This window comes from Parabacteroides distasonis ATCC 8503, assembly GCF_000012845.1.
GTDB lineage: Bacteria > Bacteroidota > Bacteroidia > Bacteroidales > Tannerellaceae > Parabacteroides > Parabacteroides distasonis.
The window spans coordinates 2994677-3009726 of record NC_009615.1 but is presented as its reverse complement, the minus strand read 5'-3'; the positions used below and the strand labels follow the sequence as shown (position 1 = coordinate 3009726).

Sequence of the window (15050 nt, the reverse complement as noted above, 5' to 3'; positions counted from 1 at the left end):
TCCGAAGGAATTTTTTTATGTCGTTTTGATAATCGGAATACATGTTTTACCTTTGTGGTCTAAGGTTTTAAATAAAAAAGATATGTCAGAGCAAAAAGTGGTTATTTGCAAGGACCTGAAATCGGAACTGCAAGATTTTCTCTCCTCTCTAAAATACGATAAGTTGTTCATCCTTATGGATACGAATACCAAAGAGAAATGTTTTCCCTTGGTAGAGGATATACCGGCCTTTCAAAAGGCGCCGATTCTCGTGATGGAAGCGGGTGATATGAATAAGGGTTTTGTCTCATTAGCCCAGATATGGACAGCTTTGTCGAATGAGGGGGCTTCCCGTAACTCCTTGCTGGTGAATTTGGGCGGCGGTATGATTACGGATATGGGTGGTTTTGCCGGCGCTACTTTCAAGCGGGGCATCCGTACGATCAATATCCCTACGACCTTGATGGCGTCCGTCGATGCTGCGGTTGGCGGTAAGACGGGTATAAACTTCAATGGGTTGAAGAACGAGGTCGGTTCTTTTTATCCCCCCTTGTGTGTATTCATCGATTGCGATTTTTTGCGCACGTTGGATCGCGATAATATCCTTTCCGGTTATGCGGAGATGATCAAGCACGGGTTGATTAGTTCGATGGAGAATTATGCGTCTGTCATGCTTTTTGATATCGACACCATGAATTATTCGTATTTGAATAGTTTGGTAGGCCAGTCGGTCGCCGTGAAAGAGCGGATCGTAGAGGAAGATCCCAAGGAACAAGGTATTCGTAAGGCATTGAATTTCGGTCATACGATCGGCCACGCTTTCGAGAGCTTGTCTTTCCTGAAAATGCGTCCGATCTTGCATGGTCATGCGGTAGCGGCGGGTATCGTGAGCGAGCTTTACCTCTCGCATAAGCTGTGTGGCTTCCCGATGGAGAAATTGAGTCAAGTCGTTTATTATATAAAAGAGTATTATCCGGCGCTCTTCTTTGACTGCACGGACTACGATACCTTATATGAGTTAATGACACATGATAAAAAGAATGAGGGCGGTATCATCAACTTCACTTTACTGAAAAATGTAGGGGATGTCCGTATCAACCAATCGGTCACCAAGGAAAAAATCTTGGAGTCTCTTGATTTTTATCGTGAAAGTTTTGGCATTTAACGGAAAAAAACTACCTTTGCACCCGTAAAATAAAAGCGGGATGTAGCTCAGCCCGGTTAGAGTACGCGTCTGGGGGGCGTGTGGTCGCTGGTTCGAATCCAGTCATCCCGACTGTTAAGAATGAGGGAGTTATGCTGATAAGCGTAACTCCTTTTTCTTTGTTCTCTACCACTTTCCTAAAACAATGGCTGTTGGTCTGTGCAAATAAATGCAATTTTGTTTTATCTCTTTTCATGTTTATAAGATAATTGATTTTGAGATAAAGGTCTGAGCTTTATTTGGTCTGAGCAACGAATAATCAAAGATTCATTGATTTTCCTGTAGTGGGGTTATCTTGTATATTAAATTTTCTGTGGTGGAAATACTGTTTATTTTTGTTCTTAGCGATTTTCTGTTTCTTTAAGTAGATATTCTCATCTTCATAGATGATTTTGTTTATACCCCCTTTATTCCCAGTTGGAGTCAAATTTGATATATCTTTTGTTTCTATCTTTTAAGATTGTATCAATTGGTCTTAATATTTTTGTTTTTCGAGATCTAGAGATTCGATTTATTGTTCCAATGACTTTTTCAACGTATCTTTACGCTCAGAAAAGGAAAGAGTGTGAGGAATTATAGTACTCGTCCGACTTCCCTTTTTATAAGAAGAATCGATGGAGCCGAAAAGAGAATTTGTCTCACCCAGGTCCAGGACACGCTGAAATACGGAATTGCCAGGATAAGTGCAATCGAGATTCTTCTTTATTTTATCTTCCTTAGGCCTGCTATAGTCGAAAGAAGTTAATACCCAGATCTTGTCCCTAAAGTTGTCTTCTTCGTCATAGAAATGCAAGGATTAAGATGCTCAATTTATTGTTCCAATGACTTTTTCAATGTATCTTTACGCTCTGAAAAGGAACATTGAGAATAGGCAACAGGAGGTTGCGCCTTCTCAAGATGATCCTTACGAGGGTTCACAGAAGAACTACAAGGTAAGAATGTAGTTTGGTCCTTTTCTTCAAAAGCGATTTCATTAGAAGTCGCTTTTCTTATTTTGTCTTCTTTAGACCTGCTTTGATCATACGAAGTCAAAATCCATCTCTTGTCCCTAAAGTTGTCTTCTTCGTCATAAACAGTCTCTTTTTTAAGACTCTTTTAGGATTTTTCTATGAAACTATTTTTTCTGAAGAGAGAATGTCTTTCTTTAATCATGGTATTGGTGTCTTTATTGTCATGTTCTTGTGTCTCTGCTGAAATAATTATCCTATCTATATTTTTTATGGTTTTCTTAATTTGTGATTGAAGATTCTACCATTGATTTATATAAATTTCCTATATTTGCTCTATAAAATTGGTGACAATATGGGATTGAAAATTCATACATTAGCAGAAATTCCTGATAATGTTTATAAGAGTTATTATTTGTATATTTTAGACTATTACAATTGGGATGAACCTATAGGTAATACTTTGAGAGAAAATTTTGATAAAATAGCAGAATTTGCTGCTAATAATAATTCTGTAGTTATACAAGGAATGGCAGGAAGTCATTTTTATTCAGAATTAATGTCTTGGAAATCTATAAATGGTATAGACCCATTGGAGTTATTGCCTGCGTTAATGATAACTACTCTACATCCCAAATACTTTATAGATGGAGATAATGAGCGAATTAAAGGAATGGATATTCCCAAGGACAAATTTATATTCTTAGAAATACGGAAAATTTGTCAACATCCTCAAGATGTAGTAGTACTTCTTGAGAAGATATTTCAAGATATTAGAGAAAAGAAAGCTATTCAAGATTTTAGAGTAAAGAAAGAGCTTAAAGGTGGCGTTGGTAAAATACTTAATGATACACTAATTCTTGAGCCAAACGTGGGAGGGATTGGAATCAATCTAAATACTTTGTTTAAATTTTTTAAAGACAGATAGTGGGAATAATATTACATGCTATTCCCACTAGTGTTTAATCTGCTATTGTTAAATCGGTTATCCTATTTAAAGCATTGTCGTAGGTAATCTTTATATTGTTTAATATCGGGGTCTGATAGTGATATCTTCCATAGGTATACCATCCGCTGATATTGAGAAAGTTAGCTTGTCGTTGTAAAGAGGAGTGCAAGTTAGCACTTGTACTTCTTTTGCCCACGTTTCTCCGGGTTTAATCGCAGCATCAAAATAAAGATAACTTGAACCTGTAAATCTAATTACGTCACTCCCTTTCTCCTTTACTTTCCAAGATACCTCTATTTTGTCAGAAAAGCTCTTATCTCCAATATTCTTGATGTTGAGTTGTAAATATATGTATGCGCCTAAATCTGATTCATTAGATACTTTGATTTTCCCTCCTACTTTTGTTATCAAAAGTCCACTTTTGTAAGTGAAAGGATTCATATTCAAGCATACACTATCAGTTTTTAGCCGAATCGTATCTGAAAGTATGGCAGGCTTTTTCTCCGCTGTTGAATTTCCAGATGTCTTTCCAATGGTAACCTCGTTTTTTATATAGTCAGATTGGGATTTTTCTTGAAACCAATCAAAGATACCTATGTGGTAAAAATAGTAGAAAGTGAGTGTTATACCTGCGAAGAGTAAACAATACATTATCCACTTATCTGCGAATTTGGTGTTTATATCTTCCTTTGATACTGTGTTTTGCGATTTGATTACATTTGTTTCTTCTGTTATCTCTTTATTTATTATAGGTCTAATCTCTGCGTTTAGGGTTTTCTCTTTATTCGTTATTTGTCCCTCATTCATGATCTTTCTTAATAGTTCTTGATTATGAGAGTTTGCGGAAAATACCCCTATAATGACACATATACCCCAATAAATAAGGGATCCTCCTAGCCCCAAGGCTAGTATTCCAGCCCAGCCTCCAGCAGCAACAATTAGGAATAGGATGAAAAGCATTGCGCACATCGCCCAGAAAGATGTATATAATAGGCCAAAGGGCCCAAAGAAGAATGTCAAGACGAATGCGATTATCAGGCTTTTCTTTTCTGCCTCATATCTTAAAAGCTTATTATCTTCCATGTTTTTAGTCGTTTTTCCTTGTTAATAACCAGTATTTATTTTGCTCCGAATATTTCAGTTATCATGTTAATCCTTTTTAGATAACACTTGTAAACTACCTGTATAATCCCCTCGGTCGAACTCCTTGGCAAACTCATCGATAGTCACTCCCATTCTTTTCGCCCCTTTCTCAACCTCTTTCAAACCGATCTCGGCGATCACTCTCTTTAGGATCTCATTCCTGCGTAGATTCTCATACGCCTCTTTTGCGGGGATTACTTGAAGGAACTCCTTGGCTCTTTCATCGTCTATCCCCGCCTTTTTTAGGCGCTCTATGACAATTCTCCTTTCAAGATCTTTTTCCATAATGATTGTTTTAATAGATATACTCTTTTTATGGAATAAAGATCAGCCCAATTATTCCTCAGAGCAACATTCTCCTAATGAAATCTCCCAGAGATCAGAGAGTTTATTGCCCTCATAAGTCCAATAAGGGGTAGGATGAACAACATAAGGTTTAAATAATCTTGTCACTGCGGTTAAAGACATGGTCTCACCATTGTATATCACTTTGTTTTTTTCTGCCACCTCGATCTCTATGCTGTCGTCATCCCTGTAATTTAGCTTGGCACCGACAGGGATCATCATTCTCTCAAAACTAAAAGGCGCTCTTTTCTTCATGCTCTCTCTCGCAGACCTTTCCTGATCGCTTATTCCCGCCTCTAAATCCTCTTCCACCTCTTTGATAGCGTTGTTAGGCCCCAATAGCTCTAATATAGCGATTACCCTTTCTACTTCCATCTTGAAGAACTCCCGATTAGGATTGATCCGGTGGGGAGCAAAAGCGATATGAAGCGCTTTCTCTGTTTTCTCGAAGTCCTTTACCTTACATGCGTATACGCATTCAAAAGGCAATGGTACCCCACTGCTACCGAAATACAACTGATTTTTTCTTTGATCGATCTCTAGCTTTGAGGTCATACCGATCTTTACAAGCCCTGGCATAGCGGGGTTGGTCAAGGCATAGACTATGCCATAGTTTTCCTCATCCATGTTTCTCATACTGAAATAATAGCATTAATCAACGTATTACCTGGTAATCATCTTATATACTCCTCCTACCAAAACAAAATTATCTGATTTTTCTAGTCTTATAGTAGGAGCTTACAGATAAAAGTGCGACCTTTATACTTATCTGTAGATTTGATAATTACGAGTAATACAGTGAATTTCCTCTCAGCTCCAAAGGGGAAGGTTACAAATAAGGAGCGTGGAACTGCTAGTTTATCCTATGTTTGAGGCTCTGGACTGCCCAATATGATGGATAAACGTAACAGTCCACGCCTATATCTACATGGCTTTGAGAAGCATGTATATACAAAACGTGGACGTTGCCGCCTATTAACCCCATCATATTTTGAAATTGTCCAGATTCCAAACAATAGGGATAATATCTTAAACGCCCTGCCCGTTCCTTACGGACAGAACAAAAGTATATATTTTCTTTAACTAGGCAATGAATCGTTGTATTTTTCCAGCTCCTCAAGCTGTCTTTTATATTCGGCCTCTATTTTCTCGCTCAATTCATCGATCAAGGAAGGTCCCAGATTTAAATTAACCAGCCCTTCCTTTATCTTTTTTACCCTTTTTAGGACATTGTGTTTATTTTGCGGCGTAATCATTCCTTTCTCCGAAGCTATCTCGATAGCTTTTTCTATATCAAATGCATGGATACATAAAGCTACGCAAGAATCATTCAGTTCATTTACTCCATTGAATTTAGGATTATAAAGCTCCTCAAGTATTTCTAGCCGTTTATCAATATCGCAATACATGCTATACCATAAATGAATCACATTCCGATAGAAATCCGCTGAAAACAATTCAAAACAACGTATATCACGCCTAAAATAAGTTTTTGTATCCTTTATCCTAAATTCATACCTCAATAAATTGAGAGACTTTTGTACCAACGGATAGCTATCCCCCTTTTTCCTTAGCTGCGCATTCTTGTCATAGAAGACAAGAGCTAAATTACCGCCATCTTCTTTTTTACTTTTTTTCCCGAAATATAAAGAAGTAACTTTTAGATCAGATCTTCCAAACTTATTTAGATGATATAAGCTAGGATAATAGAGATGGGGGAGAAAATCCATTTTAAAAGATTGGCCGACATCGATCCTTTTAACGATGGCTTTATCTAGAGGGACACCAAGGCACTTCCCCAAAGAATCAATCGCATTTTTTATATCTTTGAACTCTATCCCATAGATATTATTCCCCTTATTCCAAGTAGATAGACTTCCCAAAATAGAGAGAGTGGCACCGTAGACCATGACACTCATCTTTTCTATATGACCAAAAACACTATACTGAGTGCATTTCCTTTTATCTAGATCAATCTTACATGGAATCTCCTCTAAAAAGGATAAAGGAGAGTCCAAATCGCTCTCCTTTATCACTAAATGAATACTATCATACATATTTCTTACTCCTTTCTATCTTTATATATAATATTATAGATCAATAGAAATCAATAAATCATTGATGATTCTTATCTTATTATCTTATTATTATTAATTTTCGAATTGTAATAAGAACTCATCGACAGTTCTAATGCGTTTATTTCTTAGCCACTCTTCTATTTCTGAACGAAAGAAATACAGTCGCCCTTTTTTACTAGGGTTTAGTTTGTGATGAGGTATCTCATGTGCACAAGCCATGTGATAGATCTTACTTTTTGATAGATGTAATAATGCGCAGATCTCATCAATAGTCATGATGTCACTAGAATTAGTAGTTGGGCTATTTGTTTTTATTGTTGTTTCTTTGTTGTTAGGCTTATTATAGGTCTTTTTATTTGTCTTATTTTTAGATAGTTCTGATAATCTCTCTTCTAATAGCCTTGAATAAGTTATTAGATTCATATTCTCTAATTGCAAAAGATCTTGTAATAAGAATGTTGCGAAATTCCAGTCCTTCTCGATCTGAATACCCATTGGGGATTCTTTATCTATCTGGAATTTAGCAATTTTCTTTCTTATTTCTTCCAAAGTTAATCCAATTTTCCCAAGATCGTAATATCCTTTCTTTAATGCCTCTACATTATCTTCTTCTGTTAGGCATCCGTATCGCTCGTATCTTTCTTCTAACAGCTTGTTTGTTCTATCTAGTTGTTTTTTTACTAGATTGTAATTATTAGAGGTCGTTCGGAGAATATACTTATCGATCTCATTTATATCCATGCATTTGTTATTCATCAATAATTTAGTGATGAAATTTTCATAAGCCGCTATTCTCATAATGCTATTCTATTTTTATAGAGAGATTTATTCGTAACTTCTTCAATTTTCTCATTACCAAAGCTGTCTAGATAGACATTCGTCGTTTTCAAGTCCTTATGTCCCATGATTTGGCTGATGATCTCCCTTGGTGTTCCATCATCTTGTAATGTCATAGCCATCGAATGACGGCTCACATAGCTTGTGATCTTCTCTGGCAGCTCAAATTCTGTAGCCAAACGTTTAAGGTAATTGTTGTATTTCGCACGTCTTCTTTGTAAATGATCGTATAATTTGTCCCCAGTACAATCTATTGTCATCAATGGAAGTATATGGTCGCCTAATAGCTTGCTGTTGTTAAAGAACCACTCGAGTATTTCCTTTAGGTCTTTGCCTAGAGGTATTTTAATGAATTTTGCGTTTTTGTTATGCTCAGTCTTATGTCGTTTATATATAATATACTCTTTCCCGTTTTCTGTAATGATATTATCTTTTTTCAAGTTAGCCATGTCTACATAGCTCATGCCGAAACATAGATAGGAGAAAATGAATAGAAGTCTGGCCTCCTCGTTTTTCTTGTTATTCGATTTTGTGCCTATCAGTTTTTTGAGCGATTCCTCAGAGAGATACCTTTTGCGTGTCTCCTCCGCTAAAGAGGAGATAGGGAATCCTCCTTTCCCAAAAGGATAAAAATTGGCGGTGCACTCTTTTTCCAATATAGCTCGATTCAATATGGCTCTTAAAGTTTTCATCTCATGTAACCTCGTATTACCGACCCATCCTCGTTTTTCCATAAAGGAATTGTAGGCATGGATGTATTTTATGTCTATTTCTTGCAACAGCCTACTCTTTAGTTTGGGATCAAATAATGATAAGTTGTGAATAACCGCTTCATATATTTTACTAGTGGTATTGTGCCCAGTCTCTTTCAAATTCTTTATGATCTTGTTGGCGTAATCTAAAAATTTCCCCTTTTTTGTTTTATGGGTAAATTCTTCTTCGAATTGATTAAGCGTCCAATCTATACCATCCCGATCGAATTGAAGGATAACCGCTTGTGCCCTTGCTACTAATTCAATAATTCTTGCATTGTATTCTTTGTTCATTGGACAGATTTTCTTGTTGTTAACAAAACGCTCCGCTCTTTCATCCCATTCGCTTAGATGTGCATATAACCCTGTAGAGCAGTATTTTGTTTTCATGTACTTGATAACTCTTAGTGATACAGGATAAGTACCATCCTTTCTTAGATTCGCTGTATGAAGCACTATTTTCAATGTTGCCATGATTCTATTATTTTAAAGTTTATACCGCAAAAATAATGAGCCGATTTTATATGATTGCTTTAAATGAGTTATAGTTGTGATACCTTGTTAGTAATATTTAACTTTTAGCTATTTATGGGCTGATCTATGTTTTCTTTCCTAAAATATTCCTAAAATAATAAAGGCTTGCTTATGCAAGCTAAAGCAATTAGCGATAGATTTATGTGAAAAATATCTATTTGATTATTAGTATGTTATTTTTTTTCTTTTGCTGTTTTCTCCTATTTCTTCGAGAGGAAATAGGGGAATACTAGTGTAATCCCGCATAAAACCATAGTTTTCTGCTCGAAAGACGAGCATTTGGATGCTGCTCGCTTGACTGTCTGTATCGGTCTGGGGGGCGTGTGGTCGCTGGTTCGAATCCAGTCATCCCGACTAAAGCTGAGAGAAAAGGAGTTAAGTCTATGGCTTAACTCCTTTTTTTGCTCTTTATCACTTTCCTAAAACAATGAGGCAGTAGAAATTCCGACTCATCCGATATTCATGGGGGATAGCCTTAAATCATGACAATAGATTAAAATTGATATATTTCCGTTTGAATTTAGTGCGGTCATTCCAGCCTATTTTAGCCATTATTTCTGTTAATGGTTGCTTAGTGCCGACTTATCGGTGCATGCTCTGTGAGTTCAAAGTCTTTTGGGGCACGATTGTTTATCGGAGTAGGGAGGCCTAGCTGTTTGATAGAGTGCCATTGGCTGCTGAAGTGAATAACTAACGGCTTGTCGAATGAATAACTAGCGGCTATATATAGCCGCTAACTAACGGCTCGGGAAGTGAATAACTGATCACTTGGAAAGCCTTCTACGGCCTGCGAAATCAAGTATGCGTTAACCTAGAGGAGGATTTTTGGAAATTATATTATATATGTACACGTACATTAAAGAATATGATGTATATGAATAGGCTTTAGTAATACATACCAATAATATCAAGGACTGATTTATCTAATAAAACGGCTAGTATAAACGATCGTTTTAATTCGTCATTTGCAAAGGTACGCGTTTCTTTGATACCTGCAACCCTTCCGAGCTATTTTTTTCATCCCTTATTCGCTTTCTTATCAATAGGATAGCCTATCCTTTACGAAACAACCGATTCCGTAAACAAACCTCCCGTTTTCTCTCTTCAAAAACGCAAGATCTAAATGATGGTCTAGACTAGTCGTTTTGGTATGGCGAAGGATAATTAAAGAGTTGAGAGATATTTAATTAACACTATTATTAATATTTAAATTAGAGATTATGAACAAGAGAATTTCTACTATGTTTGCGTCGTTCTTGCTTATGGCAGGTGTGGCGTTTGCTGCGGATGGAACTACTTATTCTCAGAAGGAAGCTAAGCCAACAGAAGGTCTGAAAGTCTATTTGGGAAATGAAGAGGGTACATCTTTCTTGAAATCAGCGAAAGTGACGGACGCTGCTTATAAGTTTGCGAATACCGTTACAGAAAGCGAAGCTGGTGTCTTCACGGTTACAGGCGTAAAGACCGAGAATGGTAAATTGATGTTTAAACTGGTAGACGCTGCTGGAAAGGTGGTTTATGGTAAGGAAGGATCCACGTTTGTTGAGGCCGCTAGCGAGGATGATGTGAAGAAAGGTTATTGTTGGTTTACTTATGATGACAATAATACCGATGATAACTATAATGATGATAAAATTACATTAGGAGGTAAACCTTTGGCTTATGATATGGCTACTGCCGCAAATGTAGCAAAAATGCTTATCGCTAAAAAAGGAACAACCTCTAGTGATTTGAACAGCAATCTTTCCGGTAAGGGGTTCTCTTTTAAATTCCCGAACGCCGCTTCCGAGGCTGACGTGAATCCGTTTGGAGAGCAGATGTTCGCTATCGACGCTTCTACTGTTAATTCTACATTGGAGTTAGGTGAGACTGAGGTTTCCGGCGAGTGTTTCGTTGTAGCTAACGCCGCTGGTTTGAAGTTGGCTAAGGAGGGTGGTGTAACCGCAGATAACTTGAAAGCCGCTACTTTCATCGTATTGAACCCGAACGCTACTTTCGGTATCACGAGCTTGGATGCTGCTAAAGGTGAGGGTTTCGGTTTCACTACCGTAAAGGGCGAGAAACTGAACGCTACCAATGTTAAGAAAGACGGTAAGATCGCTTTCATGAACGCTATCTATGGTGTTTCTGAAGATGACTTGGCAAACAAGGCTGGTCAATATACGATCAAGATGACAGGTGTGAAGGTAACGAAGGGCACAGATGAGAACTTTGGTTCAGAGTTAACTGTTTATGTAGGAGCTTATTCCTTGACCACTGGTGGTTTGAAGACTTATATCACTACGAAGGGTTCCACTGATAAGCTTTCCTTGGCCCAGACTACAGGAAATACATGGGCAAAGGCTTCTGATCTGTTGAAGACTGACGGTGCCGCTATCTATAATATCTACTTCACAGGAACTAAACCTGCCGATGGTGAAGAAGGTGAGTCTTTGTATGGTAAATATTTGGTTTCTACGTATGCGAAAACTGAAGAGGCTCGTGCTACCGCTTCTTTCTCTAACGAGGCTTTGGCTCCTGCTAAGGTTGACTTGAAGGCTCCTGTTGCACAATGGGTAATTGTAAGTATGCAGGGTTCCGGTGCTGTTACGTTTAAGAATCTTGAGACGAATGAAACGTTTAATGCTAATTTGTATAAGACAGACAAGGCTGGAATTTATCAAGCCGTAAAGACTTCGGTTGGTGATATTCCTGCCGAGAATATCAAATTAGTTGCCGTAAGCGCTAATGATGGCTTCTTGGCTCTTTCTGACGCTCAATTGAAGCAAAAGGCTCAGTTGGTATTTAATGGCGAGTCCTCTGTTGCCGTAGAGAAAGTGTATATGAACTATAATACCGATGGTTCTAAATTTGAGCCGGTAAGTGATGCCGCTAAGAGCTACGCTTGGAGCTTGGAGAAGGCAGAGGCTGTTAAAAATAATGTTGAGTACATCTATTTGAAGGATGACGAGGTGGCTAAGAAGAAAGCGGATATGTTGACTATTCAAGCTTACTATTTGGTTGACGATAAGAAGGGTTTGAAGCATGAGAGTTCCGACTATAAGTTGGTTGATTACAACGATAAGAAAGCGGACTATCTTTCTCGCTTGGTATTCAAGAAGAATGTTGACGGCACTTATTCCGTAATCTGCTTGGATGAGGCTCTTGACGCTGACGAGGCTGCCGATAATTATAATGAAGTTGTCAAGCCTGACGCTAAAATGTTGAAAGTGGATGTGAATACTCCTAGCTTCGATGAAGATCTAGTTGGTGCGGAAAAGGCGGATTATGCGAAAGTAGTGGTAGATTTCTTCCAGATGGGTGCTAGCTTGGATGCTGTTCCGAGACATGCGACATTGGATAGTGAGGAAGGTTCGATCTCCTTGAAGGAAAATAAGAATGGTATCCTTGAGGGTATCATTGGCGCGGAGGGTTTGACTTTCTGGTTGGATACGGCGGATAGCAAGGCAGAGCTTCCTTCTTTCTATATCTCTAAAGGTATCGCTGAAGGTGACTCCGTTGCTCCGGTAAGAAATTTCTTGTATTTCGCTCAAGACTCATTACGTTATTGGAATGAGGCTCAAGCTAAGTTTACTTATGACGAGAACTATGGTTTGGAAGGTACTTATGGAGCTGAAGCTGATCAGAATACAGATGTTAAAGCCATTTTCCGTCCGGCTACTTTAGCAGGTGTCGATACGATCAATACAACTGTAAACGGAAAGAATGTGGTTGTTGCGGCAGAAGCTAAGGAAGATGTTTGCCTTGGAGGTATAAATAACTTCAAATTTTATATCACGAAGTTGGATGCCGGTTATTCGGTGAGACCGGTAGACCAACCTACAAAATATTTGTATGCGTTGAACGGTAAGTTAGGCTTTACTTCTGATACTTCTAAAGCGTTGCCGGTAACAGTAGGTGAGGGTAATCCTACATCTAATGAGTCTATCGATAACTCTGCGTCTTCTTCTGTCGTAGTGATCGGCAACGCCGGTTCCGTAACGATCCAAGGCGCTCAAGGCGAGACGGCTTATGTTCGCAACTTGTTGGGTATGCCGTTGGCAGAGACAGTTGTCACTTCCGATAACGCTACGATCGCTGTTCCTGCTGGAATCGTTCTTGTAACGGTTGGCGACGAGACTGTAAAGGTGGTCGTTAAATAAGACATGTAAAGGAATAATGAAAAGATAAATCGAAAATCATTCCCGTGCGGATTATCCAAGTACCCCGAGAGGGCGAACAAGCGGGAATGGATTAATATTAATACTAAAGTAATAAATTAAAGTTCATCCGTAAGTACTTCCGTGAGGATGGAAACGGATCAAAGGCAAGGGGAGACAGTATTGCGCTGTTTCCCCTTATTTGTTGATAAGGGTAGATAAGGGCTTTGTTGGTGAAATGGACGGTATTCGATCTTTTTGATTGATATAAGGGGGATATCGTGACATACCCTTTTTGAGAGAGGTATGAAGTAGGGGAGATCGGAGGGGTATAAATAGCCTTTTTCATGCAAAAGGACCACTTTTTACACACGATAGGTGGTAAAAGGCAGTGCGACTAGTCGTGTTTGGCAACGACAGTAGTGCCGTTGGGCATCGTAAACAGTCATGAATAGGGTTGTTAGTACTCATGAATGGGCATCGTAACCCTGTTATATCCCTGTCGTAACTCAATGAGATAGCCCGGATAAGCTATAGGATATGAATTAGGATGAATTAAATTCGCTAGGATAAAAGGCTGTTTTTAACTAATGCCGTATAAGACAAATGATTGCTAATATTTTTTCTCGTATTTGGGGATAAGCTGTACGTTTGCCCGAAAAAAGTGATTCTCGGGCAGTTGAGTTTACAAATTGACAAAATGCCAAGGTGCTTTTTTTGTGAGCTTATAGGAAGGGCTAGATCCGAAAACAAACCTTGATTTTAGAGAATGGCATGGGATAAATTCCATGCTTGTACGTGCTTTATTCCTTCTTTGGAAGGAAGCGGCAAATCATCGAGCGAGACAACGATCTTCTCGTAATTATCCTCAATGGCCTCTAACGAGGCATATTCCCGTTCGATGGTTTCTTTGTCGATTAGTAAATAAGTGGATTGGAGATAGATAACCCTCTCTCCTTTGATAGCGACGAAATCCACCTCTTTGTTCTTTATGCTGCCTACGTATATTTGATAGCCGGCCCTTAATAAATCTAGATAAATGAGGTTTTCTAGTTTATACCCAATGCCGTAGCCAAAGCCTTGATATAAATAATTGTTGAAACCTAGGTCATTGATGTAATACTTACAATTCCCGGCGATGGTCTCCTTTCCCTTGATTTGGTATTTCTCGACTTTATGTACCAAAAAAGTGTCCTCTATGTAACTAATGTAGGAGGCGATCGTATCATAGCTGGTCTTCCTTCCCGAGCTCTTGAAATAATTGGTGATATTCCGAATTGATATTAAATTAGATGCGTTATTTACCAGATAGACAAAAATGTCCTCAAGCAACTTAGCGTCTTTTATGTTTTGTCTTTGTATGATATCACGTAGTAATACGGTGTCTTTTAATGCGGATATATAATTTCTTTGTACTTCTGGTTGAGATAGATGGTATAATTCAGGCATACCACTACTTTGCATATATTCTAGGTAGTGTACCTTGTTGTTTTCTTTTTGGGTGATTCCAAGAAACTCTGTGTATGAAAAAGGATAGATGGCAAATTCCACATAACGTCCGGCTAATAACGTGGCGAGTTCTCCAGATAGCATTTTAGAGTTGGAGCCACTAATGAATAACTCATATTCGGCGGTATAGTCTTGTGAGTATGAGTTGGCGAAGCGTTCCCATCCCTCTACATTTTGGATTTCGTCAATGAACAGATAGATACGACCTTGAGGATTTATTTGTTTTAAGTAGAGATTAAACAGGGAATCAAGATCTTCATTGGTTTTCAAAAAATAGAAGGCGGATAGCTCACAGTTAATGAAGAATATATTTCGGGGATTTACTCCACTATTGGCGAGATGGCTAGCTAACTGACGAAGGAGATAGCTTTTCCCTACACGTCGCTGTCCTACCAAGACTTTGATTAATCTGTTTCCGGTGTAGGATAATATCCTATCTAAATAATCTTGCCGTTTATAGCCTGTTGGAAAATCGTTTCCACCCCATAGGTTATACTTCTCTAATGTCTTAAATCTATCGTCCATACTCGAAACTTTTGCGTAAAAGTACAAAAGTTTCGAATGAACTCGAAACTTTTCCCGTTAAGAATGGGATATATCCTCAAAAAAATAACGGCAACCGCCTTCCGCCGAA

General features: G+C 38.3%; 10 protein-coding genes and 1 tRNA gene. 4 read left to right on the top strand and 7 right to left on the bottom strand.

Annotation, left to right across the window (positions count from 1 at the left end; genetic code table 11):
• Positions 1–82: 82 nt before the first annotated feature.
• From aroB to BDI_RS12690, 3 genes are all read left to right on the top strand, one after another.
• Entirely contained in the window at positions 83–1144 is a 1062-nt protein-coding gene (gene aroB, locus BDI_RS12705) for a 3-dehydroquinate synthase (RefSeq protein ID WP_005861282.1), read from the top strand.
• Between the two features lie 36 nt (positions 1145–1180).
• Positions 1181–1255 (top strand) — tRNA-Pro (locus tag BDI_RS12700).
• Between the two features lie 1230 nt (positions 1256–2485).
• Positions 2486–3058 (top strand): hypothetical protein, encoded by a 573-nt coding sequence (locus BDI_RS12690; RefSeq protein WP_009018341.1) that lies wholly within the window; start codon positions 2486–2488, stop codon positions 3056–3058.
• Between the two features lie 99 nt (positions 3059–3157).
• On the opposite strand, the gene BDI_RS12685 is transcribed toward BDI_RS12690, so the two are convergent.
• From BDI_RS12685 to BDI_RS12660, 6 genes are all read right to left on the bottom strand, one after another.
• Entirely contained in the window at positions 3158–4162 is a 1005-nt protein-coding gene (locus BDI_RS12685; RefSeq protein ID WP_011966892.1) for a hypothetical protein, read from the bottom strand.
• Between the two features lie 66 nt (positions 4163–4228).
• Positions 4229–4507, bottom strand: coding sequence for a hypothetical protein (locus tag BDI_RS12680; protein ID WP_011966891.1), 279 nt, complete (start codon positions 4505–4507; stop codon positions 4229–4231).
• 51 nt (positions 4508–4558) lie between these two features.
• On the bottom strand, positions 4559–5203 hold the full coding sequence (locus tag BDI_RS12675; RefSeq protein WP_011966890.1) for a GIY-YIG nuclease family protein: 645 nt from the start codon (positions 5201–5203) through the stop codon (positions 4559–4561).
• Between the two features lie 443 nt (positions 5204–5646).
• Positions 5647–6624, bottom strand: coding sequence for a phage/plasmid replication domain-containing protein (locus BDI_RS12670; protein ID WP_011966889.1), 978 nt, complete (start codon positions 6622–6624; stop codon positions 5647–5649).
• Between the two features lie 93 nt (positions 6625–6717).
• Complete coding sequence (locus BDI_RS12665) at positions 6718–7443, bottom strand: helix-turn-helix domain-containing protein (RefSeq protein WP_011966888.1); 726 nt, start codon at positions 7441–7443, stop codon at positions 6718–6720.
• Positions 7440–8708 carry a site-specific integrase gene (locus BDI_RS12660; RefSeq protein WP_011966887.1) on the bottom strand — a complete coding sequence of 423 codons (1269 nt, stop codon included), beginning with the start codon at positions 8706–8708 and terminating at the stop codon, positions 7440–7442. The genes BDI_RS12665 and BDI_RS12660 overlap by 4 nt, the downstream gene beginning before the upstream one ends.
• Positions 8709–9988: 1280 nt before the next feature.
• On the opposite strand from BDI_RS12660, the gene BDI_RS12655 reads away from it, so the two are divergent.
• Positions 9989–12910, top strand: coding sequence for a DUF6383 domain-containing protein (locus tag BDI_RS12655; protein ID WP_011966886.1), 2922 nt, complete (start codon positions 9989–9991; stop codon positions 12908–12910).
• A 759-nt stretch (positions 12911–13669) separates the two neighbouring features.
• On the opposite strand, the gene BDI_RS12650 is transcribed toward BDI_RS12655, so the two are convergent.
• Positions 13670–14941 carry an ATP-binding protein gene (locus BDI_RS12650; protein WP_005861286.1) on the bottom strand — a complete coding sequence of 424 codons (1272 nt, stop codon included), beginning with the start codon at positions 14939–14941 and terminating at the stop codon, positions 13670–13672.
• Between the last annotated feature and the right edge of the window lie 109 nt (positions 14942–15050).

Excerpts from the sequence above, each read along its gene's own strand:
- aroB (WP_005861282.1), top strand. The coding sequence starts at position 83 with ATGTCAGAGCAAAAAGTGGTTATTTGCAAGGACCTGAAATCGGAACTG.
- BDI_RS12690 (WP_009018341.1), top strand. The coding sequence starts at position 2,486 with ATGGGATTGAAAATTCATACATTAGCAGAAATTCCTGATAATGTTTAT.
- BDI_RS12685 (WP_011966892.1), bottom strand. The coding sequence starts at position 4,162 with ATGGAAGATAATAAGCTTTTAAGATATGAGGCAGAAAAGAAAAGCCTG.
- BDI_RS12680 (WP_011966891.1), bottom strand. The coding sequence starts at position 4,507 with ATGGAAAAAGATCTTGAAAGGAGAATTGTCATAGAGCGCCTAAAAAAG.
- BDI_RS12675 (WP_011966890.1), bottom strand. The coding sequence starts at position 5,203 with ATGAGAAACATGGATGAGGAAAACTATGGCATAGTCTATGCCTTGACC.
- BDI_RS12670 (WP_011966889.1), bottom strand. The coding sequence starts at position 6,624 with ATGTATGATAGTATTCATTTAGTGATAAAGGAGAGCGATTTGGACTCT.
- BDI_RS12665 (WP_011966888.1), bottom strand. The coding sequence starts at position 7,443 with ATGAGAATAGCGGCTTATGAAAATTTCATCACTAAATTATTGATGAAT.
- BDI_RS12660 (WP_011966887.1), bottom strand. The coding sequence starts at position 8,708 with ATGGCAACATTGAAAATAGTGCTTCATACAGCGAATCTAAGAAAGGAT.
- BDI_RS12655 (WP_011966886.1), top strand. The coding sequence starts at position 9,989 with ATGAACAAGAGAATTTCTACTATGTTTGCGTCGTTCTTGCTTATGGCA.
- BDI_RS12650 (WP_005861286.1), bottom strand. The coding sequence starts at position 14,941 with ATGGACGATAGATTTAAGACATTAGAGAAGTATAACCTATGGGGTGGA.